The sequence below is a fragment of the Chitinophaga sedimenti genome (assembly GCF_023156195.1).
Taxonomy (GTDB): Bacteria; Bacteroidota; Bacteroidia; order Chitinophagales; family Chitinophagaceae; genus Chitinophaga; species Chitinophaga sedimenti.
Genome location: NZ_JAKUKA010000001.1, coordinates 2,713,111 through 2,734,984 on the forward strand (window position 1 = coordinate 2,713,111; position 21,874 = coordinate 2,734,984).

Sequence of the window (21,874 nt, forward strand, 5' to 3'; positions counted from 1 at the left end):
ATTGCTTATTTATTTAGCAAAAATACTAAAATATTTAGCAGAGCCAAAGTAATTTTATGCACATTGGAAACGAAATCTTTACTTTACAGTATGAAACCAGTGAATGAACTGATAGATACGAAAGAACCCGCCTGGTCGCTCGTACTCGAGTGGATCGATGAGGCGACCAACCAGCTCGACATCCTCCCCTGCGACCCCGCAAAGGCAGATGCCGCGCTGTACGAAACCCAGGTAACAACCCGCTCTCCCATGGGCGCTATTATACACGCCACCGGCGGTATTCTTGTTGATCATGGCTGGCTCCGCATCCTCGGTTCCGGCAGCACCATGATCAACCGCAGCCTGCCGCAATGGAACCTGCATAAGTCTTATGAAAAACCAGGCGATGCGCCTACCTTCCTGCTCGTGGCAGATGATGCCGTAGGCGGCTTCTGGGCCATTAACGGCGGGGCTTTCGGCGAAGATACTGGCAACCTGTACTACCTCGCCCCCGATACACTCGAGTGGGAAGAAACAGAACTCAATTACAGCGAGTTCCTGCACTTCTGCTTTTATGGCGACCTGGAAGAGTTTTACGGCAACTTCCGCTGGAAAGGATGGGAAAAGGAAACAGGGGTATTAAACGGCAACGAAGTCATTCAGTTTTATCCTTTCCTGTGGACGCAGGAAGGTGCAGATATTAATTCGCTTTCCCGGAAAAAAATACCGGTAGAAGAAGCTTACGGACTCCTCATGGAAGCCCGCAAGTCTTTAGAAGGAGAATAGTTATTTTTTAGCGAGCACTTTCGCCGGGTTGCCCACCACCGTGGCGCCCGGCGGAACGTCTTTCGTCACCACACTACCCGCGCCGATAATCGCATCATCGCCCACGGTTACACCCGGCAAAATCAGCGCACCACCGCCAATCCACACGTTTTTACCAATATATACCGGCCGGCCCGATTCCAGTCCCGCCTTACGCAGTTCCGGATCGCGCGGATGATCGGCGGTTAATATTTGTACGCCCGGACCAATCTGCGTAAAGTCGCCGATGTGCACGGGGTTTACATCCGAGGATAATACAATTGAAATTCATGAATACGCCATTACCCAGCGTAATGTTATACCCGTAATCGCAGTAAAAAGGCGGACGAATATTTACATTCTCGCCAAGCGACGCAAAGGTCTGCGTAAGCAACATAGGCCGCTCTTCAGGTTGCGATTGGTTGTAACGCGCCATCCAGCGTGTAATCTCGGCGGCATCGGCCTGTAATTCGGGAGATCCGGCATTGTATAATTCACCGGCCAGCATTTTTTCTTTCTCTGTGCGCATATGTTTGGCTGTATCGTTATTCCTCTAATTTACGGGGAATTCTACAAACCCTGCCACCCTATCTCCATTGTTGCACCCGGCGATTTATACAACATTTACGCACCCGGAACGTGTGCAACACCTGCTACTCATCGGCACTAAAACCGCCGGGTAAAGTCAATCATCCTATGGGAGAAATTTTTCTAAAAACGGCTTACATCGAAGATTACAGTTTTGAAGATGAAATCATTTTATTTTTTGAACCGATATCCGAACAAAGTGTGCAGGCCGCCAAGGCAAGCCACGATCGCATTGCGGCCCGGGTAAACAAAGACATCAAAATAAAACCTGCTTTATGGCAGCACTACGGCATGGGTTCGGAAGATTTTATTGCAGACACCAATAATATCCGGGGATACCTAAAAACAACCAGCATCCCTATCTGGTGATCTCCGGCGACCATGAAGTATGTTTCCGCCCGAAAACTGGTTCGAGTTAAACCGCCAGCTGCCTACCACCCAGGTAGTGGTAATTCCCCGCGCCGGCCATGGCCCGCATCATCAGCACCCCCAAATGGTAACCCGCTACATCCACGCATTTCTTGAGCACCATTCATAAATAATCAGCATGAAAAAAGTATTGCTTTTTTGCGAGACCCTGCTGCCGGTAGACGGCTAACTCACTGATAACTAAACGCCGCCGCACCTATAGAAAAATACGATACACATTCACCAAATTCGTGCTTATCTTGTCCTTCATGTACATTAAAAACCTGGGGGAATTAAAAGCGCTCGCGTACGAAAAGCAGTTAACCTTCGCTTATCTGGCCTGCGAAAGATTGTACCCCAACTACGTTCATTTCTCCAACCACCACGTTTTTGGTGACCCTACAGCCTTGAAGGAAGCCATTGCGTTCATTCGCAGCGCCATACTCGCCAAAACGCTTAATCACACCCAGCGGGAACGCCTGTTACACGCCGTAAACGAACATACGCCCCTGCCCGAAGATTTCGACTCTATCCTGGCCTCTTCCGCACTGGATGCTACCTCGGTTATTTTTCACACGCTCGATTTTATGGGCGATCAGCATTCTTCTTCCCTGGAAGATATTTCCAATGCCGCTACCGACTCCATCCACATGTTCCTGCAATCGAAGTTGTCGCTGGATTATTTATCGCCCGACTTCGAAAACATTATCATGCAACATCCGTTAATGATACAGGAAGTGCACATACAGGAAGGCGTTATTACTTATCTGAGTAAGATCGATAAAATTGAGGAAGAAGACCTGGAAACCCTGCTGGCCATGCAGGACAAAGAGGGTAAAGGTAATCTGGGCTTATAAAATTTCTCCAACATGATAGAACTGCAACAGGGCGACATTACTAAAGTCGCTGTTGATGCGATTGTAAATGCCGCTAACACCTCGCTACTCGGCGGAGGCGGTGTAGATGGCGCTATTCACCGAGCAGGTGGCAAAGCGATCCTCGAAGATTGTATGCAGATCCGCACCCGGCAAGGCGGCTGCGCGGTGGGCGAAGCGGTGATCACTACCGGCGGCAACCTGCCGGCCAAACATGTGATCCATACCGTGGGGCCGGTGTGGAAAGACGGTTCGCGCAATGAAGCGCAGCTTTTACACAACGCCTATACGAATAGCCACGGAACTGGCCGCGGCGCACCAGCTGCAAACCATCGCGTTCCCGAATATCAGCACGGGTATTTATCATTTCCCGAAAGAAAAAGCGGCAGCTATCGCCGTAGCGGCGGTACAACAGTTCATGCGCCGCGAAAGCAGCGTGCAAAAGGTCATTTTCGTTTGCTTCGATGCGGAAAATGCTGCGTTATACCAGCAGTTACTTACTCGAACGTAATCTCGCGCATTTCGTCAATCAGTTCCGTTTGGGTAATACCTTTCAGTATCTTTTCTGTGCCACGGGCCTCCTGCGATTCCATGTCTATCTTTTCAAATTCTGCATAGTACCGCATTTCGTCGGGCGGTAAGGTGCGAAAATCCCAATTCGATATATATACCAGTTTACTTTTGTGTAAAAGCCCTACTGCATGATTATCCGCGTCCCAAAAGCTCGTCGGTGTCCAGAAGTCTGTGGGGAAGGATTTTTGGATCGCTTCCAGTATGTTCAGAATGGCTGTGTCTTTATCCATATTGCAATCAGTTTAAACAACCGGGAAGAGCCATTTTTTCCCGGGGGACTGAATTTACGACATCTCAGCCTTTTCACCAATACCGTTAGTCACTAAACTTTAAGCGGAGGTAGGTAATTTCCACATCACGCCCGGCATCGAGGTCGCGGCCGGCGATCGTCATGCAATAATCTTCGGGTTCCTCACCATTGCGGAAATACAGGAAGTAACAGTCTTCGCTGGCTACGTACTTCTTTTCGTACTGTGCATACAGCGCAAAAAAATCGGCCAGCTCCGGTCAAATACCCCGGAAAGACTAACCATCGCAGTACCTTCGGGGAGACACTCGAACTCCCAGGTATTGATATAGTGCTCGTTATTGCGCACCACCAGCCGCTGTTCCTGCTCCTCCTGCTCGCCATGCAGGATGTTGCCCAGTAGCATCACACTGTTACGGTGTTCGCGCAGGAGGCCGATAAAGGCGCCAAGGTTGTGCCCGTTGAGCAAAATGTTATTTAATTCGCTGAGGGTCATATATAGGGGACATTGATACCGGTACGAAGGCTAACACACAAACTGGGATATCTACGAATTAAATATAATGTTTTGGGGTGATTATATTATCTTTTTTAACACCGCGACCGGTCCGCGTCAGCCTACCCTTCTATTTGCGCCACACGGCCTACCTGGCCGTCTTCCAGCCGCACTTTGATGCCGCGTGAATGATAAGGTGCAGACGTTAAAATATCTTTCACCACCCCCTGCGTCAGTTTGCCGCTGCGCTGGTCTTTTTCAGGATGATGGACACTTCGAGTCCCGGGTAAATATCTTTTCTGTATCGGCCGTGCATTGTGCTAATGTTGATTTGCTGCAAAAGTACTTAACTTAAACATATGAAATTCAGATACGCACGACATACAAATGATCTCCATCAAATCGAAAAATTCTATACCGAAATCATTGGGCTGGAGAAATTAGGCGGTTTTGAAAACCACGATCACTACGATGGTATATTCCTGGGCTTTCCGCAACAGGACTGGCACCTGGAGTTTACCACGTCTGATGAAAAAACGCAAAGCAGGTTTGACGAAGATGATATTTTAGTTTTTATCTAAGCACCGTGGAGGAATTAGATGCCGTCAAAAACAGGCTGATAAAAAATAACATCCCGCTCGAAACCTCCAAAAATCCCTATTGGAATGAGAACGGGATACAGATTTCCGACCCGGACGGTTACAAGGTTATTTTCTCACAACGCTGATCCGCTCACCGGCCGATAGTAATGAAGCACAGCGCCACCACCAAACAGTTTAGTATTGACGCGGCTCAGGATTATTTTTTCGCTGATGTGTTTAAACAAGGGCAATCCACTTCCCACGATTACCGGGTGAACACAAAGTTGATATTCGTCGATTAAATGAAGCTGCGTTAACGCTACGATCAGGCTTGGGCTGCACACGAAAATGTCTTTACCCGGTTGCTGCCGGAGCTCCCGCACGGTTGTTTCAATATCTTTTGTCGCTAGTTCCGCACTTTGCCAGTCTACACTTTCCAGCGTGCGCGAAAAACCAGCTTGGGTGTGCCGTCTATTGCCACGGCAAAATCGTCCATGGCTTTATCGCCGGTGGGCTTTTCCAGTACGGTACGCCAGTATTCCATCAGCTGGTAGGTGATCCTGCCGTATAAGGCGACACCTGCGTTTCGTAACAGGTCTGCGTAGTGCTCGTGTATTTCTTCGTCGGGCAGGCCTGCGGTATGGTCGCAATACCCGTCGATTGTCATGTTCATGGCTGCAATTACTTTTCTCATATTACAAACATACGGGCTGGGCGCCGGATTAACGGGGTTAAAAACGACAATTGTGGGGTATTTTGGGACGAACGACATAGCCGGCAAAGCTGCTTGCATTTCCCATAGTTTTTGGCGAAATTCGCCTTCAATTCAATCAAAGTCTTTCATCCTATTCGTTTTCTCCCTCTGGTAATGCAACATCTTCCATTTTAATAGCGCCTATTGAACGACGGACAACCTATCGATGCTCCTGAGCTTTACCGACGTATAGCAGCCGGCGATGAAGCCGCCTTTAGCCAGCTGGTGGAAGTGTACGCTCCCCGCCTGCAGGCCATGGCTGCGCGCATTACCGGCTCCGTAGCCGTGGCGGACGATCTCGTGCAGGACACCTTCCTCAAAGTATGGCTCACCCGCGACCAGCTTGCCGACGTTACGCACCCGGCCGCCTGGATCAAAAAGATATGCTTTTACCGCGCTGTCAACTACGTGCGCCGGCAGTCCATCCACAACAAGGTCATCAACGCCATAGGCCCGCAAACGGAAACAACGGAAATGGTAGAGTTCCGCCAGTTGCTCGATATGGTGAATACCGCCGTGCAACAACTCCCGGAAAAACAACGCCAGGTCTACCGGCTCAGCCGCGAACAGGGCCTCAGCATTGCCGAAATTGCGGAACACATGCAGCTGGCCGTCAGCACCGTTAAAAACCTGATGGTGATGGCGCTCAAAAATATCCGGACGGCGCTGCAAAAAAGCGGCTATCCGTTGTTTGTCGTCCTTTTATTAGACTTCCTCTTTTAAGCTGAAAAAAACTTTGCTTTTTTTTCGGTACTAACCGGCTGCCCGATTGTCTGGTATAGATAAGGGAGCCATCACCCGATCATTTAATGGAACAAAACGCACGATTCGCCTATTTACTGGAACGCCTGGCCAGCCACACGGCTACCGCGGAGGAACTGGACGAGCTTACCGCCCTGGTAGACAGCGATACGCCCGGCGCGTCGATAAACGATGCGGAAGAATGGCTGGAAGCCCACAGCAGGCTGCCACTCCCTGCCTCCAGTCCGCAGCAATGGCGACAGTTGGCCAGCCGGATATTACAGGCGGACAAACTTCCGGAGGCGCCGCCGGCAACACGTGTGCACTTCCTCCACCGATGGTGGTGGGCGGCGGCGGCGGTGTTGTTGATAGCAGGTGCGGCCTGGTATGTAAACCGTAATGCCCCGCAGCCTGTTCGCCAGATGGTGCGTAATGCCGCCGTGGATGTGCCGCCCGGACAAACAGGCGCCATACTTACCCTGGCAGATGGCTCGCAGCGGGTGCTGGACAGTGCAGGTAATGGTATTATTGCCGGGCAGAACGGTGCTACCATCCTACTGCAGAACGGCAACCTGCAATACACACCGGAACAAACCATAGCGGGCACAGCGCCCTATAATACTATTACTACGGGCAAGGGAAGGCAGTTTGCCATTACCCTGCCGGACGGTACCAAAGTATGGCTGAATGCCGGCAGCTCGCTGCGGTTTCCCGTGGCGTTCAACGGCGCAGACAGGACCGTGGAGTTTACGGGCGAGGGTTATTTTGAAGTGGCCGCCAATGCCCGGCAGCCGTTCGGGTGAACGTGCCGGACCAGCTACACATCGAAGTACTGGGTACCGCTTTTAACATCAACGCCTATGCCAACGACCGGCGCAGTTATACCACGCTGGTAAACGGCGCGGTAAAAATATCGCCGGCTGGTAAAAGCAGTGGCAGCGTAGTATTGCGGCCGGGTGAACAGTTGCAGGCCACCGGCAGCAGTTTCGATGTAATGAGCAATGCAAACGTGGAAAAGGCCATCGCCTGGAAAAACGGCTTATTTAATTTCGATAACGTAGGGTTGAGAGATATGATGCGCCAGCTCGAACGCTGGTACGACACGGAGGTTACCTACGAAGGCAATGTACCTGATGTCATTTTCTTTGGTGAGATGAGCCGCAAACTGAAGTTATCTGATGTATTGAACGGGCTGGAGCGGTCCGACGTACACTTCCGGCTGGAAGAAGGCCGTAAACTGATCGTTATGCCATAATTATAAATGATGTAGCAATTATCAACTAAAATCGGGCTGCCAACAAATAAAAACCGGAAGTGGTGCAAACACTCCCGGTCGAATGTCGGTAGCTATAAAACGGGTTTCGAGACCTTCATTTTTAACAACCAAACGTTGCAAATCTATGCAAAAACTGCTTACCGGAGCCGTGGGGGTGCGCCATGCCGGCTTCCAACCAAAATCCTTCGGATCATGAAACTAACCAGTGCGCTGCTGCTCCTTTGCTGTTTACATGTGTCAGCCAACACCTTTTCCCAGTCGGTCACTTTTTCGGGAAGAGGCATCCCTATGAAGCAGGTATTCGCCGCTATTAAAAAACAAACCGGGTACGTGGTATGGGGTAAATCGGAACTCCTGCAAAAAGCAGACGCGGTCTCGGTTTCCGTACAAAATATGCCGCTATTGAGCTTCCTGGACCTCATCGTTAAAAATCAACCGTTTAATTATAAAGTCACCGACAATACGATTTTCCTTTACGGTAAAAACGATCCTTCGCCGGACGATGCCGCGAAGGCAACCGCCACGCCTGTATCGGGACGTGTAACCGATAGTACAGGCGTACCGCTGATCGGCGCTACAGTAGTAGTGGCAGGTGGCGGGCGCTCGGCCATTACGGATATGAATGGCAGCTTTTCGCTCCCCGTAGATGCCGGCAATGTACTGCGCATCAGCTTTATCGGCTATCAAACTAAAGAGATGGCCGTTACCAGCGCTATGTTACAAAGCGGTAACGCCGGTAACATCATCCTCGCCCATATTTCTTCCAACCTGACCGAACTGAATGTAACTGCCAATACCGGTTACCAGTCGATCCCCAAAGAACGCGCCACCGGCTCGTTTGGCGTTATTACCGAAGCCACGCTGGGCGCGAGGATGGAAACCAGCATCATGGACCGCCTGGAAGGCACGGTGCCGGGACTTTTCATGCAGAACGGCACCCCTACCGTACGTGGCCTGTCTACGTTATACGGCAACCAGCAACCTTTATATGTGGTAGATGGGTTTCCCTATGAAGGAGACCTTAACTACATTAACCCGGCCGACGTGGTAAACGTAACCGTGATGAAGGATGCGGCTGCCGCTTCGATTTATGGTACCCGCGCAGCCAATGGTGTGATCTCGATCACCACCCGTCACGGCAGCGCCCGTAAGCCAGTGGTGACGTTCAGCAGCGGCGTATTCTTCACCGCCAAACCCGATGCCGGTTATCTGAACCTGCTCAACTCATCGCAGATGGTGGATTTGCAGCAGGAACTGTTTAACAAATGGCATCCCGGGTTCAGCGACGGGATCAGGCGCACGGGCAATACCAAAGTACTACAGGCATTGTACAACCGGGAGCAGGGTTACATCACCCAGGCCGAACTCGATGCCACGCTCAGCCGCCTCAAAACATTGGACGGACAAAGCCAGGTAGAAGACCTGTACATGCGCAACAACATCAAACAACGCCACGCCTTTTCGGCCGGTGGCGGTAACGATGTGCACCAATATAACGTCACGATGAACTACACCGGCAATAGTGGATATGGATTGCGAACGGGCAGCGACGACATCAACATCGGGCTGAAAGACCGCCTGAAAGTATTCCGCTGGCTGGATGCCGAGATCGGCGCCAATACCAACATCCGCAAAGGAAAATACCAGCGGGAAAGCCCGGAATCGTATTACCGGAACATGCCGTACGAAGTGATCCGCAATCCCGATGGTACACCCGGCGACTTTACGAAACTGAAATCTGCTTACGAGATCAAGCGCCTGACAGATATTGGCCTGCATGATGAAACCTATTATCCGCTGGAAGAAATGAACCGGGGAGAATTGTCGTATTGGTCCAACTACTTCCGCGTGCAGGGCGGCTTTACGGCTAGGATTATGGAAGGGCTCAGCCTCGACCTGAAATACCAGACAGAACGGGGTTCCAGCTACAACAAACAGTATTTCAACTCGGCCTCCTACTTTGCCAAACGCATGATCAATGACGCCGCGCAACTCATCAACAATGAGCTGATCAAAAATGTACCCGATGGCGGGCAACTGTACGAAACCCGCGGCAACTCCCGGTCGTATACGGCACGGGCGCAACTGAACTTCGACCGTACGTTTGCCTCAAAGCACCACGTATCTGCCCTGGCCGGAACAGAACGCAGGGCCATCTCGAATGCAACTACGTCGGTGTTCAAAATGGGGTATAATGATAACAACCTGCAGTTTCAACCGGTAGACCAACTGGCGCTCGGCAACCTGAAAGGCACCGAGGCGCTGGGCAGCACCTTTTCGCTACAATTCAACGATGGCAACAGTTTTTATTATGGAGAAGACAGGTACATTTCGGTGTATGGTAACGCCGGTTACACCTACAACGGCCGTTACAACCTGACGGGCAGCGTCCGGGTAGACAACTCCAACCTTTTTGGTACTGATCCCCGTTACCGCTACCTGCCTTTATGGTCGGTGGGCGCAAGCTGGCGGATGACCGAAGAAAACTTTATGAAAGATATCAGCTGGCTGAATAACCTTACGGTTCGTGCTACGTACGGCCTGGGCGGTAACGTAGCCCGTACGGTGGGCCCCTTCCTGCAGGCGCGTTCTTCCTACTTTGCAGAAGCGAGTGCCACGGCCACTGATATCATCTATCCGCCTAACAAATCGTTGCGCTGGGAAAAAACTGCTACCACCAATATGGGTATCGACTTCGCGGTGCTGAACAACCGCATTTCGGGATCTATGGATTATTACATCCGCAACACCACAGACCTCCTGGGCGAAAAAACCATCGATCCCACCAATGCCTTCCCTAGTGCATTGATCAACTATGGCAGCCTGAATAACAAAGGCTTTGAGGTAGCGCTGAACACACGGAACATTGCCGGGAAAAACTTCTCCTGGAACACTACGCTGGCCATGAGTTTCAATAAAAACCGGATGACCGACATCAATACCAAAGACCAAACCGTGTATTCACTCACCGGCGGTTATGGCGTGAACAGGATCGGTTACCCGATGGATGCGGTATTCAGCTTCCGTTCGGCGGGCCTCGATCCCACCAATGGTTCCGTGTTGGTATACGATGCAGAAGGAAAAGTGGTGCAGAACTACGACCAAAGTGGAACGATCATCGCCAACATGACTGATATCAAGGGACTGGTGTACAGTGGTACCCTTCGTCCCACCTACACCACCGGGTTCACCAACAGCTTTACGTACAAACAGCTTTCACTCAGCGTGATGATTATTGCCAACGGCGGCAATGTGATCCGCGATGTGGTGCCCGCCATCCAGAACAATTTCCCGCTCAACAACACCGATCAGCGTGTGCGGAACTTCTGGCGTAACCCCGGCGACGAAAAAGTACCGGGCATGATGCCGGCCCCCGACCTGAAAGGCGACGGCGGTATCTATTACACCCTGCTGTCGTACGCATCCGACCGTAATGTGCTCAAAGGTGATTACGTGAAAGTACGCGACATCGCCCTCTCCTACAACTTTGAACAGCTGTTGTCGAAGGTTAAAAAACTGACGTCCGCCAAACTGACCCTGCAGGTGCAGAACCCGTTTGCCTGGTACCGCAACGATGCGGGTATAGATCCGGAAGCATACGAACACGCCAGTACATACGCCAACAAACTGTTACCGGTAATGCCGGTTTACTCAGCAGGTATTGACATCATCTTCTAAAAAAGCGGATCATGAAAAAATTATCTCTTTATATATTCAGCTTCCTCGTTTTATCCGGTTGCGACAAGTTTTTAGACATCAAACCGAAAGACAAATTTATTCCCGTAACCACGGCCGATTACGAGAACATGCTCAATTCAGGCACCACCGTCAACTTTGGCGATTATTTCTGGGACCTGCAATCGGACGACGCGTTCCTGCCCGAGGGAGAGCCCGGCAACCTGTATACCAAGCAGCAGATACATGGCCGGCGCATCTATACTTTTAACAACAATCCCTACGACCAGGGCGCCAATGATTACCTGTGGAGCGAAGGGTATAAAAGGATCTTCTACTACAACAGCATCATCAATAACATCATGGATGCTACCGAAGGAACAGAAGCCAACAAAAAAGCGTGCGCGCCGAGGCGGACCTGGGCCGCGCCATGGAGCACCTGCAAATGGTGAATGTGTACGCACAGCATTACGATGCCGCCACTGCCGCCACCACACCCGGTATTCCCCTTGCGTTGATTGCGGACATTAATGCGAAATTTACCCGCAACAGCGTGAAAGAAGTGTATGAACAGGTGATCCGCGACGGGGAAGCTGCCATCGCCGATCTGCCGGTAAAAAATAAACTCACGAAGTTCAGGGCTTCCAAAGCCGGCGGTTATGCACTGCTCGCCAGGACCTACCTGTTTATGGGCGATTATGAGAACGCGCGCAAAAACGCGGCGCTGGCCATTTCGCTACAGGGCGAACTGAAAAACATGAATGAGTACAGCATCATCATTCCGGGCCCCTTCCCGAATGTACCGGGCGCACCGCTGGGCTGGACCAACATTCCCGACGCACAGCTGAACCCGGAAAGTATTGTAGCGCGCCACTTTTTACGTCCTTTCGGGCTGGGCATGGACGTTTGCGCTTCGCCGGAACTCAGTGCGTTGTTCACCAACGACGATAAGCGCTGGACGCTCTACTACGCCGATGGCTGGCCACCTGCACCGCCGTTCAACTACATGTCGAGGTACCAGGTAAAGATTTTCCTGCGGGGTGATTTTTACAATAACTACCTCAACGTACCCGAAATGTACCTCGTACGCGCCGAAAGCTTTGCCCGCGAAGGTAAAAAACAGGAAGCGCTGGACGATATCAACAAGCTGCGCCTGAACAGGATTACACCGGCTGCCTATAAAGCATTTACACCGGCCGATTTCGGCAACGACGACGAACGCGTACTCCGCTTCGTACTGGAAGAAAGGCGCCGCGAGCTGGCCTTTACCGGCATGCGGGTAATTGACCTGAAACGATTGAACAAGGAAGCCCGCTTCCGCAAAACCATTAAACACACCGCCGAAGGAAAAGAATATGTGCTGGAACCCGGCAGCGACAAATACCTGCGCCAGCTGTGGCCCAATGCCACCATATTTAACCCGGACTGGCCACTGAACCCGTAAACCATCGCACCAACCATATATACACCCGGCGCCGGAACATCCCGGCGCCATTCATCTCTTATTGCGTAATAAATCTGACATGCAGGATAATATCGTAAAAATCGAAGGACTGTATCACCGCTACAGCAAAGACTGGGCGGTGCAGGACATCAACTTCGAAATTAACAGGAACGGCATCGTAGGACTGCTCGGCTCCAATGGCGCGGGGAAGTCTACCACCATGAACATCCTTTGCGGCGTACTAAGCCAAACCCGCGGCAGGGTGCTGATAGAGGGTATCGATATGCGTACCGACCCGGAAGCCGCCAAAAAACGGATCGGCTTTCTACCGCAGAACGCGCCGTTGTACCTGGAACAGACCGTAGACGAGTACCTCACCTATTGTGCGCACCTGCGGCTGATCGAAAAAAATAAGATCCGCGAATCCATCGACCGGGTAAAGGAAAGATGCGGCGTAGCCCACTTCTCCAACCGGCTGATCGGCAACTTATCCGGCGGCTACCGGCAACGCGTAGGCATTGCACAGGCCATTATTCACCGCCCGCTGCTGGTGGTGCTGGACGAGCCCACCAACGGCCTGGATCCTAACCAGATACTGGAAGTACGGCAGCTGATCAAAGAAATTGCGACCGACCGCGCGGTGATCTTCTCTTCCCATATTCTTTCGGAGATACAGGCTACCTGCCAGGATATCATCATGATCGAAGGTGGAAAAATCGTGTTTAAAGACACGATGGATACTTTTAACAATTACATAGAACCAGACAGCCTGGTCGCCACCATGGAAAATCCGCCATCGGCCGATACGCTGCGCGCCATACCGGGCGTGAAAGAAGTGGTGTTCCTTTCGGACAAAACCGTTCGCATGCGCTTTGATCCTACCGCCGACATTGCAGAAGGACTGGTGGAAACCAGCGTTCACCACAAATGGCGCCTGAAAGAAATCACCCTGGAGAAAAGCTCGCTCGACGCCATTTTCGCACAGTTATCCAACAAAACCGCTAAACCATCCATTCAATCATGAAAGTAATTATCAGAATAGCCCGACAGGAACTGGGCCTCCTGTTTCATTCGCCGGTGGCCTGGCTCATCCTGATCGTGTTTCCCGTACAGATTGGCGTCAATTTCCTTTATTACATACAGATGATCGGCCGCGCACAGCGCATGGGCAATCACTTCAGCGATGTAACGGCCATGGTGTTCGCGGGTTTGCAGGAAGGGTTTTATCCCGGTGTAAAGAGCACCCTCTACTTCTACATTCCCCTGCTCACCATGGGCCTCATCAGCCGCGAAATGCACAGCGGCTCTATTAAACTGCTGTTATCATCACCCATTAAAGTAAGGGACATTGTACTCGGCAAATACGTAGCCATGATGGGATATGGCGTGCTGCTGCTTATCATCATTTGCTTATATGGTGTGGCTGGCTCGTTTTTCATCACGAACATCGACTGGCAGTTTTTGCTGTCGGGCGCCATTGGCCTGTACCTGCTGATCTGCGCCTATGCGGCCATTGGCTTGTTTATGTCGTCGCTCACCACTTACCAGGTAGTAGCGGCCATCAGCACCCTCGCAGTGTTAGCCGGCCTCAACTTTGTGGGCGGGTTGTTCCAGTGGCAATGATACCGTGCGGCATATCACCTATTTCATGTCCATTGCCGGCAGGACCGAACAATTTATTTTCGGACTGATCAGCACCAGGACATCATTTACTTCCTGATCGTGATCGGCTTTTTAGCCATTACCGGCATGCGCCTGCAAGACCAGCGCGAGGCCCGCTCCAAAGCCATGCGCGCCGCGCGTTACCTGGGGCTGATCGGGTTGTGTTTCGTAGTGGGCTACCTGAGTACCTTCCCGGCCTTAACCGGTTATGTGGATATGACCGCCACGCAAACGCATACCCTGGGCAAACAAAGCCGGGAACTGATCGCCAAGATGGAGCATCCGCTGAAAGTGACTACCTATGTGAACATCCCGGATAATAACTACTACCTCGGCGCCCCGGAAAAGAAAAGTGAGGACGAACGCATCCTCACCCCTTACCGCCGTTTTATGCCCAACATGAAAATGGAGTACGTGTATTACTACGACTTTGCCAATAATGAAGGGCTCTACAAAAACTACCCCGGCGAAAGCGATGCGGCCATTGCCAAAAAGGTGGCCGACATCCGGGAACTCGATTACCGCAAGGTGCTGAAACCTTCCGAAGTAAAGAAGATGATAGACCTGAATCCCGAGGAAAACCGGCTGGTCCGCCTGTTGGAGTATGGTGATAAGAAAACCTTTTTACGTTACTATAACGACATTCGCATTTATCCCGGTGAACAGGAATTTACCGCCGCGCTGAAAAGGCTGATCACGCCCGGCGACATTCCCAACATCACGTTCCTGCGCGGCAACGGCGAACGCAGTATTACCAAAGCCGGCGATGCGGAATTTAAAACGTTCGTGAACGAGCTGTCGTTCCGGGGCGCGCTGATTAACCAGGGTTTTAATGTAGATACTGTTAACCTTACGCAGCAGGACATTCCGGCTACCACTTCGGTGCTGGTGATCGCCGATCCTAAAACGGCGTTTTTCCCGCGGTGGCGGAAAAGCTCGCGCAGTACATTGCGAGTGGCAGAAATCTTTTTGTGATTACCGAACCGGGATCGCAAAACATAGTCGCCCCGTTATTGCAGCCGCTTGGCATACAAACCAGTGATTCGGTGATCACGGAAGAAAGCCGCGATTATGCGCCGGACTTTATCCTGGCCCGTTTTGCGGACAGTGCGGGAACGATCGCGCCGCGGTTATCCGGTTACAAGGCTGACAAGGGCGTAGTATCCATGGTGGGTACTTCGGCTATTAGCTTTAAAGACACGGCAGGCTTCCATACCGTTCCTTTGCTGGTATCGAAAAACAATCAAGCCCCTGGCGGTGGCGGCGCAACGTAACAGGCAGCGGATCATCGTAACGGGTGATGCCGACTTCATGAGTTCGGGTGAACTGGGGCGACGTAAGCCTTATAACTGGAACCAGCCGATGATTACGGAGATGTTCCGGTGGTTTACATATTGGGCGTTCCCGGTGAATACGGGGGCGGTTCGGTCGAAAGATGTAATTGATAGTGATGATAGGGGGATATTAATGATGCGGGTGTTGTTTTTTGGCGTGATACCTGGTGGGTTGCTGGTGTTTGCGGCGGGTTTGTTGTTGTACAGGAGGAGGAGATAATGTAGGACGAAGCAGCTGCGGGGACGTGGCTGCATTTTTCCGCGCAGCCAACATAGCGGGACATTTATAACTGACGAGCAATCGCATCTGGCATGAAAGCAAGATGTGATTGCCCGTCAATAAAAATCACGGCTGATGCTTTGCGATTAAAGCGTCTGTAACGCAAGGAGCTTTATGAAGCGGCTAATTACTTGCGCGCCATTTCCACCATTTGTACAACTTCTTCTGCCGCAGCCTCAGCTTTACCGGAAAACCCGGATACACTGAAACGTATCCTGCCATTGCCATCAATAATGAATTTAGCAGGTATGCCGTTTACCTTAAATGCATCGGCAGCCGTACTCCGCCGGGTAGCAGGATCTTTTGGATCCATATACAGGTCGAATGCGTAATTACGTTTGGCCAGGAAATTTTTCGCATCGGTTAGCGGATCGGCAACATTTTCCCAGCAGTGGATAAACAGGAACTTTACGTTAGGATCGCCCGCATATCTGTTCGCGGCCATTTGCATAGCCGGGAATGACTCCACACATGGGCCGCACCAGGTTGCCCAGAAGTCCAGAACAATGGTTTTACCCTTAAAGTCTGCCAACGACACTTTGTTACCACTTACATCGGTTACTGAAAAATTGGGGGCAGCCTGGTTGATCAATAAAGTGGATACGTGAGCTTTAATTTTGTCGATAAAACCTTTCTGTAATTCAGCAATATAGGCATCAACGTCTTTTCCCGGGTTCAAATGGGAATAGGCTTTCCTCACCTCGTCTACATACCTCTTCTCGAATTTACCCTCCTTCACGGATTTAGCCAGGACCGGCAGCGCGTCCTTGTATTGGCCATTTAAGCTGGATAAAAAGGCATAGTTCTCCACCAGCTCATTATCCCGTTCGCTGATATTATTGTATGCCTCAGTGGTAAACTGGTATGCCAGACGGTTATCTCCCGCCTTGAAAAGCAGCTTTCCGTAAGTATTGATAAAACTGTAGTAGGTGGCCTGAGGATTTAATTTCATTGTTGAGCCAGTAGCGGGGAGGTCCTTCGTCTTTTTACCTCCTCCAGATTACTGGCTGCCAGGCTTAACGCTGTTGCATTGTCGAAGGCAGCGATAATATCCAATATCTGTATTAACCCCGCCACTTTTGCAGCCGGCACTTCTATATTACGGATATGCTGCATCACTTTCGCCGTATCGGGAATTTCCGCATAAGCGCAGGCTACGAGGGTCTTTTCCAGATCCAAATTAACACCGGATAATCTTTCAACATCGATTGGAGTAAAACATCAGCTTCCGGCCCTTTACCTATTTTCAAAAGGGTTGCAGCCGGACCATCATGGCAGGCTGGCTCTCAGGATACTTTCGCACAAGGTGCTTAACTGTTGCAACTCGCTTCAAAGAGTCTTTCGCATAATACTGTATCAGCACCTGCAGGTCATCGGCATTTCCGTTCTCCAGGGCTTTAATTTTAGCCTGGAGCGCCGGCTGGCCTTTTTCCTTCTTTAACGCTTCCAGCTTCGGATTTACTGCTGCTTTCTGCTGAGCCGTTGCTCCTATTGAACCTAACAACAGGAAAAACGCAATAACTATTCTCATGTCAAGATGGATTACTTTAATAAAATTTACAATTACGCCCAGTGGCATAACGATGCTCGCCGTTCTGTCGGCTTATTTCCGAAAACGTATATTCGGCGTAGCTTGTAAAAGAAGCCAGGATAGGATATGCTGATAACAGGTTGCCCCTGCTGCGCTGTCCGTACCCTTTTATAGCAGCCGGATAGCAGCGCACCAATGCACCCAGTTTTAAATTTTATAATACCTACTTACCCTGGTTATTTTTAGCAACAGCACCACGTGCCTTCACAATTTCCACCATTGCTTTCAGCTTGTAATATTCCCTGTCTGTGGAGCCGGCATAACCAACTGCATAAAAACGGATATTACCCATCGGATCGTAAATAATTTTGGTGGGCGTACCATTTATATTGAAGGCTTCATTGGGTTCATCGCGCAACACGTCCAGCGTAATACCCCTTCTCTCAACAAAAGTTTTAACTGCGTCCTCTGTTTCAAAAATGTTCACCACAAACAATTTAAACGGCTCTTGTTTATAGTCGGCAACTACTTTTTCAAAACCGGCAAATGCAGCTACGCATGGTGTACAACCTGTGGTCCAAAAATCCACCACCAGTATTTTACCTGCCATGTCCGACAACTTCACCGGCTGACCTGCCAGGTTAGTTAAAGCAATATTTTTCACGGGCTTGTTCGCGTCAAAAAGCGTCAACATTTCACCGCTTCCGTCCGGATGGGGAAATTTGCCGGTAATGGTGATACTGTCACCAGCGATATAGGACTTTTCCACTTCCTTATAATACTGCTGGTAAGCCTGATCCTGCAATGATTTGATATGCTGATCCACACCATCCACATTACCGTGCACCTTTTTGTAAATCTCTTTATACACGGCTACCATCTTTGGATTGGAATCCGCGTGGCGAAATGCCGCATCAAGCGTATCCAGCGCCCTTTTATGCTCGCCTGCAATAGAAATGATCTGGCAATAACGCGTGAGATATTTCGCTTTAGAATCTTTGAAATATTTTATTTCCCTTGCATTATCCTTCTGCAAACCGGACTTCTCGATATTTTTCATCGCCATGTCCAGCTTACCTAATTTGGCATTGGCCAGCGCGTTTACTTCCAGCAATACCTGCGTCCTGCTCACCCCATCACTTAAAGTGCCCTTCAATCTTATCCAGCAGGTCGCGGGAGGCCTTTTCAACGATGGGGATATGTTTGTCTTCATCTACCATGTATTCCAGCGTGTACGTCAGATCCACCAGTTGCAACACCGAAAAATTTGGCTTGGTGCGCATGTAATATTGATAGCGTGCGGTGTCTCCCTTTGTTAACCAACCTACAGCCAGTTGCGCACGATACTCGTTATACATCTCCGGCCTTTTTGCGTCCGGCGGGTTTTGCTTAATCAGCTCGTTATAATACTTTTCCTGGTCCTCTACTTTAGCGATCAGGTTAAAATCGTTGAGATTATATTTCTTACCGGGTTGCTGCTGTGCCCAGGCGGAGCTGGTTACCAACAGGCATAATATCAGTTTTTTCATTTTTATCGTTTTTAAGCCACTAATTATTTCATTACTTCTGCCAACCTTTTATGCAGTTCTTCCCCCTTAAATCCTTACCCACTATTTTACCGTTTGGATCCACGAGTACATTCGCAGGAATAGAAGAAATGTCATACAACTTATTCACCTCGCTTTGCGACGCTTTAAAGTCACAAAGCTGTTTCCAGGAAGTTTATCTTCTGCAATAGCTTTTAACCAACGGTCTTTTTTCTCGTCCAGCGAAACGCCCAGCACCTTGAAGCCTTTGTCTTTAAACTTCTCATAGGCGGCCAGCACATTGGGATTCTCAGCACGGCAAGGTACACACCAGCTTGCCCAAAAATCCACCAACACGTAGCCGCCCTTGTAGGCAGACAGTGATACCGGCTTACCGTCTACATCATTCATGGTAAAGTCCGGCGCGGTCATCGTACCGGATGCCGCCTGGATTGCGCGGTCCAGCCGTGGCTTCCAGCGCACTACCTTTTCGGACTGCTGCATTCTTTTACTTAATGTATTGTACATGGGGCCCACCAGTTGTGGTTGAATGGCGCTTTGCGTAAACAGGTCCATCAGGTCTACGCTAACGTAGGCATCCGGATAACGCTTCACCATATCGGACACCAACTGCTCGTAAAGGCCCATACCGGCGTCGGCGTTCGGCGCCTTACTTCTTTCAACAGCTTCTTTAGCATAAAATTGCCATGCTTCCTGCTCCTTGCCGCCGCCGCGGTAAGCTGCCATGCCTGCGGTGTCAAAAATCACATCAATCGTTTCCTCCAGGTAAAACAAGCCAACATTTTTCATATTGTTGCTCCCCTCTTCTCCCTGCCTGCTACGACTTTTGTCGCCAGCAGGCCGCGGAACAATTAAATTCAACTCTGCCAATTGCGGGCGTCCGATCGTTCCTTTGAACTGGAACTTCCCATTCACGATGGCGGCGGTATCCGCCTTGTATTCCCCGCCCTTGTCATCTTTTGGATAAGACATTACGGCGAGGGTGGCTTTATGCCCGGTTGGTACTGATCCCCTTATATTGTACTTTGTCTGCGCCAGGCCCAGTGCCGGTATAACTAATGCTATGGCTAATGTTTCCAGTCTTTTCATGGTTGTATTTTTCTGGTGATGAATCGCGGCTATTCGATAGTATTCGCTACAATTATGGATTTTCCTCCAGTCCCTTGCTTTCCCGCAGCATGCGTTCGCCAAACTTCAGCGCAAACCGTTTAGGGTCCAGCTGATAGGTCTCTACAACGTCGCCGGGAATACCATCGTTATTAGTATCCACATAACTGCGTACTTCATGGGTGTACCGAACGTGGTTACCATAAACGGGATCCACAGACAATCGGCGCATATCTAGCCAGCGCAGGCCGGTAAAGGTGTATTCACGAATGCGCTCGTCCAGTATGTACCTGACTAACGCCTCCCGGTTGGCGGCAGCTGCCGCTGGTACAGCGGGTGCGCCGGTGCGTTTCGCCCGGAGAAATTCGATATCGGATATGGCGCCGGCGAGATCATTGTCGCGCGCCCTGCATTCGGCCCGCATCAGATACAAATCCGGCAGGGAAGGACCTACAGGCGTAATGAACCCGATCGGATGCTTCATACCCAGTGGGAAAACAGCAGCCCCGTTAAATTCTAAAGAATCATACATGTTTGGGCGTTTATCCTGCGGATCAAACAAGGAAACAGTGTGCGGCGACATCAGAAAAACATTCGCGTTACCGCCCACGTAGGACATGGCACTTACGTCAATACCGTATATCGTCTGCGTATTTTCTGCAGGTAACGGCGTACCAATCAGGAAGGCGCCGATCAGCATAGGAAACCAGGTTTCCGGTGAATCAGGGTCCAGTACCTTATTGTAATCGTATAATGCCAGCGGTATGTTTGCCCTGGGTATTTCCGCAAAAGCGTCGTCCAGTTGTTGCTTTGCCGCTGTAAAATTCTGCATGGCCATATAAATGCGGGCCAGGTAAAATTGTGCTGCCAGCCTGGAAATTTTCCGCCGATGTTCCAGCGGCCCTAAATCAGGGATAGCTGCTGTCAGGTCTTTTATGATCGACTCGTAATTCTCCTTTTTCGTTAACCTTTTAAAGTTGGTGAGGGTAACGTCGGCTTGCGTCAGTTCGGGAATACCCAACTCGCTATTGGCCGTGGCGGGATTGTAGGGCGTAGAAAAGTCCGTAAGGAACATAAAATTGCAAACGGCCCTACCAGCTTTCGCTTCGGCCAGGATGGCTTTCTTTTCTGTTTCGGCGCCGCCCTTCGAGTCCATCACTTCATTGATGATCTTGTTAAACAAGTACAACTTCCGGATATACCCTGTTTCATCACTCAGCTCATCGGGCAAGCCATCTGCCTCATAAATCCGGTCGGCATATTTAAAAAGGCGTTGTACCCGTAGCCTGTGCTCGTTAAAAAAAGGTTGAAACGCAATGATCTCATCCCCCATATACACCCCGGCAGTGCTCTGCATCAGGTAATTCGTATTCAATATTTGACGGTAGTCTTTGGTCGTGCTGGCAATCTGCTGCCCTTTGGGTACAATCTCTAAAAATTCCTTTTTACAGGAAACCTGGGCTACAAGCCCTATCACCAGCACTGCGTAAAGGAAGTATCTTTTATTCGTCATCATAATGGTAATAATTAAAATGTAACATGTGCGCCTAACGAAATAGTACCTTGTGCCGGCCTGGAACGGGCGGAGCCGTTTTCCGGATCATAAAAGCGGTCGTTAGCGGTCCAGATCAGCAAATTGGATACGTTAAAGCGAAACGTTACTACCTGGCATTCACCTTACTTACTAAAAGCCTGGGCAGGTCATAGGCCAAACTGATATCCCTTATTTTAGCATAGGAAGCATTTAAAACCCGCGTGTGTGCGTTGGTGTAATAACCCAAAAAGCGGCTGGCGTTTTCTGAAGCCAGGAATACATACTTGGGAATATCCGTGCGGCTTTCATCCCCGGTTTTCCTCCAGCGGTCGTTAAACTCAGGATTTTCCGGATTAATACCGTTCAATGGATCACGCATCTTATAACCCAGGCTGTAAACAATATTTACAGACAGGTTGAAGTTTTGATACTGGAAAT

The 21,874-nt window shown here is 50.3% G+C and carries 32 protein-coding genes and 1 pseudogene; 18 read left to right on the plus strand and 15 right to left on the minus strand.

Features of this window, described 5'->3' with window-relative positions; genetic code table 11:
* Nucleotides 1–90 precede the first annotated feature (90 nt).
* The gene (locus MKQ70_RS15455; protein ID WP_248072359.1) at nt 91–765 is read left to right on the plus strand and encodes a DUF2625 domain-containing protein; all 675 of its coding nucleotides are present in this window, start codon (nt 91–93) and stop codon (nt 763–765) included.
* On the opposite strand, the gene MKQ70_RS41270 is transcribed toward MKQ70_RS15455, so the two are convergent.
* Together MKQ70_RS41270 and MKQ70_RS38555 are read right to left on the minus strand one after the other, a co-directional pair.
* Complete coding sequence (locus MKQ70_RS41270; protein WP_308199037.1) at nt 766–1,038, minus strand: DapH/DapD/GlmU-related protein; 273 nt, start codon at nt 1,036–1,038, stop codon at nt 766–768. It abuts the gene before it with no gap.
* On the minus strand, nt 956–1,312 hold the full coding sequence (locus MKQ70_RS38555) for a maltose acetyltransferase domain-containing protein (protein ID WP_308199038.1): 357 nt from the start codon (nt 1,310–1,312) through the stop codon (nt 956–958). The genes MKQ70_RS41270 and MKQ70_RS38555 overlap by 83 nt, the downstream gene beginning before the upstream one ends.
* 167 nt (nt 1,313–1,479) lie before the next feature.
* On the opposite strand from MKQ70_RS38555, the gene MKQ70_RS15465 reads away from it, so the two are divergent.
* The 4 genes and pseudogenes from MKQ70_RS15465 (at nt 1,480) to MKQ70_RS38565 (ending at nt 3,165) form a co-directional block, all read left to right on the plus strand.
* A complete protein-coding gene (locus tag MKQ70_RS15465; RefSeq protein WP_248072360.1) occupies nt 1,480–1,740 on the plus strand; it encodes a hypothetical protein in 261 nt (86 codons plus the stop codon).
* A gap of 308 nt (nt 1,741–2,048) precedes the next feature.
* Entirely contained in the window at nt 2,049–2,636 is a 588-nt protein-coding gene (locus tag MKQ70_RS15470; RefSeq protein WP_248072361.1) for a DUF416 family protein, read from the plus strand.
* 12 nt (nt 2,637–2,648) lie between these two features.
* Nucleotides 2,649–2,888: pseudogene (locus tag MKQ70_RS38560) on the plus strand (macro domain-containing protein); the annotation flags it as partial.
* Between the two features lie 25 nt (nt 2,889–2,913).
* The gene (locus MKQ70_RS38565; RefSeq protein WP_282456551.1) at nt 2,914–3,165 is read left to right on the plus strand and encodes a macro domain-containing protein; all 252 of its coding nucleotides are present in this window, start codon (nt 2,914–2,916) and stop codon (nt 3,163–3,165) included.
* Here the strand turns inward: MKQ70_RS38565 and MKQ70_RS15480 are convergent.
* From MKQ70_RS15480 to MKQ70_RS42265, 3 genes are all read right to left on the minus strand, one after another.
* Complete coding sequence (locus MKQ70_RS15480; protein ID WP_248072362.1) at nt 3,152–3,457, minus strand: hypothetical protein; 306 nt, start codon at nt 3,455–3,457, stop codon at nt 3,152–3,154. The two genes, MKQ70_RS38565 and MKQ70_RS15480, sit on opposite strands and share 14 nt — an antisense overlap.
* Before the next feature lie 222 nt (nt 3,458–3,679).
* The gene (locus MKQ70_RS15485) at nt 3,680–3,970 is read right to left on the minus strand and encodes a hypothetical protein (RefSeq protein ID WP_248072363.1); all 291 of its coding nucleotides are present in this window, start codon (nt 3,968–3,970) and stop codon (nt 3,680–3,682) included.
* Between the two features lie 122 nt (nt 3,971–4,092).
* Nucleotides 4,093–4,194 (minus strand): DUF2196 domain-containing protein, encoded by a 102-nt coding sequence (locus tag MKQ70_RS42265; protein WP_372489981.1) that lies wholly within the window; start codon nt 4,192–4,194, stop codon nt 4,093–4,095.
* Nucleotides 4,195–4,329: 135 nt separating this feature from the next.
* Between MKQ70_RS42265 and MKQ70_RS15495 the strand changes: the two genes are divergently transcribed.
* Nucleotides 4,330–4,551, plus strand: coding sequence for a hypothetical protein (locus MKQ70_RS15495; protein WP_248072364.1), 222 nt, complete (start codon nt 4,330–4,332; stop codon nt 4,549–4,551).
* A gap of 5 nt (nt 4,552–4,556) precedes the next feature.
* On the plus strand, nt 4,557–4,697 hold the full coding sequence (locus tag MKQ70_RS42270) for a hypothetical protein (RefSeq protein ID WP_372489982.1): 141 nt from the start codon (nt 4,557–4,559) through the stop codon (nt 4,695–4,697).
* On the opposite strand, the gene MKQ70_RS15500 is transcribed toward MKQ70_RS42270, so the two are convergent.
* Nucleotides 4,686–4,934, minus strand: a complete 249-nt coding sequence (locus MKQ70_RS15500) for a dihydrofolate reductase family protein (protein WP_248072365.1) — start codon at nt 4,932–4,934, stop codon at nt 4,686–4,688. The two genes, MKQ70_RS42270 and MKQ70_RS15500, sit on opposite strands and share 12 nt — an antisense overlap.
* 44 nt (nt 4,935–4,978) lie before the next feature.
* Nucleotides 4,979–5,224 carry a dihydrofolate reductase family protein gene (locus MKQ70_RS15505; protein WP_248072366.1) on the minus strand — a complete coding sequence of 82 codons (246 nt, stop codon included), beginning with the start codon at nt 5,222–5,224 and terminating at the stop codon, nt 4,979–4,981.
* A 225-nt stretch (nt 5,225–5,449) separates the two neighbouring features.
* Between MKQ70_RS15505 and MKQ70_RS15510 the strand changes: the two genes are divergently transcribed.
* The 11 genes from MKQ70_RS15510 to MKQ70_RS15560 all read left to right on the plus strand — a co-directional run bounded on the left by MKQ70_RS15510 (nt 5,450) and on the right by MKQ70_RS15560 (nt 15,657).
* Entirely contained in the window at nt 5,450–6,028 is a 579-nt protein-coding gene (locus MKQ70_RS15510) for an RNA polymerase sigma factor (protein WP_248072367.1), read from the plus strand.
* Between the two features lie 86 nt (nt 6,029–6,114).
* Nucleotides 6,115–6,849 (plus strand): FecR family protein, encoded by a 735-nt coding sequence (locus MKQ70_RS15515; RefSeq protein WP_248072368.1) that lies wholly within the window; start codon nt 6,115–6,117, stop codon nt 6,847–6,849.
* Nucleotides 6,846–7,301, plus strand: coding sequence for a FecR family protein (locus tag MKQ70_RS41275; protein ID WP_248072369.1), 456 nt, complete (start codon nt 6,846–6,848; stop codon nt 7,299–7,301). The genes MKQ70_RS15515 and MKQ70_RS41275 overlap by 4 nt, the downstream gene beginning before the upstream one ends.
* 213 nt (nt 7,302–7,514) lie before the next feature.
* Nucleotides 7,515–11,000 carry a SusC/RagA family TonB-linked outer membrane protein gene (locus MKQ70_RS15525; RefSeq protein ID WP_248072370.1) on the plus strand — a complete coding sequence of 1,162 codons (3,486 nt, stop codon included), beginning with the start codon at nt 7,515–7,517 and terminating at the stop codon, nt 10,998–11,000.
* Between the two features lie 11 nt (nt 11,001–11,011).
* A complete protein-coding gene (locus MKQ70_RS15530; protein WP_372489983.1) occupies nt 11,012–11,449 on the plus strand; it encodes a RagB/SusD family nutrient uptake outer membrane protein in 438 nt (145 codons plus the stop codon).
* Complete coding sequence (locus tag MKQ70_RS42275) at nt 11,398–12,441, plus strand: RagB/SusD family nutrient uptake outer membrane protein (protein WP_372489984.1); 1,044 nt, start codon at nt 11,398–11,400, stop codon at nt 12,439–12,441. Before MKQ70_RS15530 ends, MKQ70_RS42275 begins: the two co-directional genes overlap by 52 nt.
* A 79-nt stretch (nt 12,442–12,520) precedes the next feature.
* Nucleotides 12,521–13,465, plus strand: a complete 945-nt coding sequence (locus tag MKQ70_RS15540; RefSeq protein WP_248072371.1) for an ABC transporter ATP-binding protein — start codon at nt 12,521–12,523, stop codon at nt 13,463–13,465.
* Complete coding sequence (locus tag MKQ70_RS15545) at nt 13,462–14,064, plus strand: ABC transporter permease (protein ID WP_248072372.1); 603 nt, start codon at nt 13,462–13,464, stop codon at nt 14,062–14,064. Before MKQ70_RS15540 ends, MKQ70_RS15545 begins: the two co-directional genes overlap by 4 nt.
* 99 nt (nt 14,065–14,163) lie before the next feature.
* Nucleotides 14,164–15,078, plus strand: coding sequence for a Gldg family protein (locus tag MKQ70_RS15550; RefSeq protein WP_248072373.1), 915 nt, complete (start codon nt 14,164–14,166; stop codon nt 15,076–15,078).
* On the plus strand, nt 15,075–15,377 hold the full coding sequence (locus MKQ70_RS15555; RefSeq protein ID WP_248072374.1) for a hypothetical protein: 303 nt from the start codon (nt 15,075–15,077) through the stop codon (nt 15,375–15,377). Before MKQ70_RS15550 ends, MKQ70_RS15555 begins: the two co-directional genes overlap by 4 nt.
* A complete protein-coding gene (locus MKQ70_RS15560; RefSeq protein ID WP_248072375.1) occupies nt 15,361–15,657 on the plus strand; it encodes a hypothetical protein in 297 nt (98 codons plus the stop codon). Before MKQ70_RS15555 ends, MKQ70_RS15560 begins: the two co-directional genes overlap by 17 nt.
* 187 nt (nt 15,658–15,844) lie before the next feature.
* Here the strand turns inward: MKQ70_RS15560 and MKQ70_RS15565 are convergent, their stop codons facing one another.
* The 8 genes from MKQ70_RS15565 to MKQ70_RS15600 all read right to left on the minus strand — a co-directional run bounded on the left by MKQ70_RS15565 (nt 15,845) and on the right by MKQ70_RS15600 (nt 21,815).
* Nucleotides 15,845–16,669, minus strand: a complete 825-nt coding sequence (locus MKQ70_RS15565; RefSeq protein ID WP_248072376.1) for a TlpA family protein disulfide reductase — start codon at nt 16,667–16,669, stop codon at nt 15,845–15,847.
* The gene (locus tag MKQ70_RS15570) at nt 16,666–16,896 is read right to left on the minus strand and encodes a hypothetical protein (protein WP_248072377.1); all 231 of its coding nucleotides are present in this window, start codon (nt 16,894–16,896) and stop codon (nt 16,666–16,668) included. Before MKQ70_RS15570 ends, MKQ70_RS15565 begins: the two co-directional genes overlap by 4 nt.
* A gap of 67 nt (nt 16,897–16,963) precedes the next feature.
* Entirely contained in the window at nt 16,964–17,248 is a 285-nt protein-coding gene (locus MKQ70_RS15575; RefSeq protein ID WP_248072378.1) for a hypothetical protein, read from the minus strand.
* Nucleotides 17,249–17,471: 223 nt separating this feature from the next.
* Entirely contained in the window at nt 17,472–18,380 is a 909-nt protein-coding gene (locus MKQ70_RS41280) for a TlpA family protein disulfide reductase (protein WP_248072379.1), read from the minus strand.
* A 4-nt stretch (nt 18,381–18,384) separates the two neighbouring features.
* Nucleotides 18,385–18,777, minus strand: a complete 393-nt coding sequence (locus MKQ70_RS15585) for a hypothetical protein (RefSeq protein ID WP_248072380.1) — start codon at nt 18,775–18,777, stop codon at nt 18,385–18,387.
* A gap of 144 nt (nt 18,778–18,921) precedes the next feature.
* Complete coding sequence (locus MKQ70_RS15590) at nt 18,922–19,884, minus strand: TlpA disulfide reductase family protein (RefSeq protein WP_248072381.1); 963 nt, start codon at nt 19,882–19,884, stop codon at nt 18,922–18,924.
* A gap of 52 nt (nt 19,885–19,936) precedes the next feature.
* Complete coding sequence (locus MKQ70_RS15595) at nt 19,937–21,418, minus strand: RagB/SusD family nutrient uptake outer membrane protein (RefSeq protein WP_248072382.1); 1,482 nt, start codon at nt 21,416–21,418, stop codon at nt 19,937–19,939.
* Nucleotides 21,419–21,563: 145 nt separating this feature from the next.
* Entirely contained in the window at nt 21,564–21,815 is a 252-nt protein-coding gene (locus MKQ70_RS15600; RefSeq protein ID WP_248072383.1) for a hypothetical protein, read from the minus strand.
* Nucleotides 21,816–21,874 lie beyond the last annotated feature (59 nt).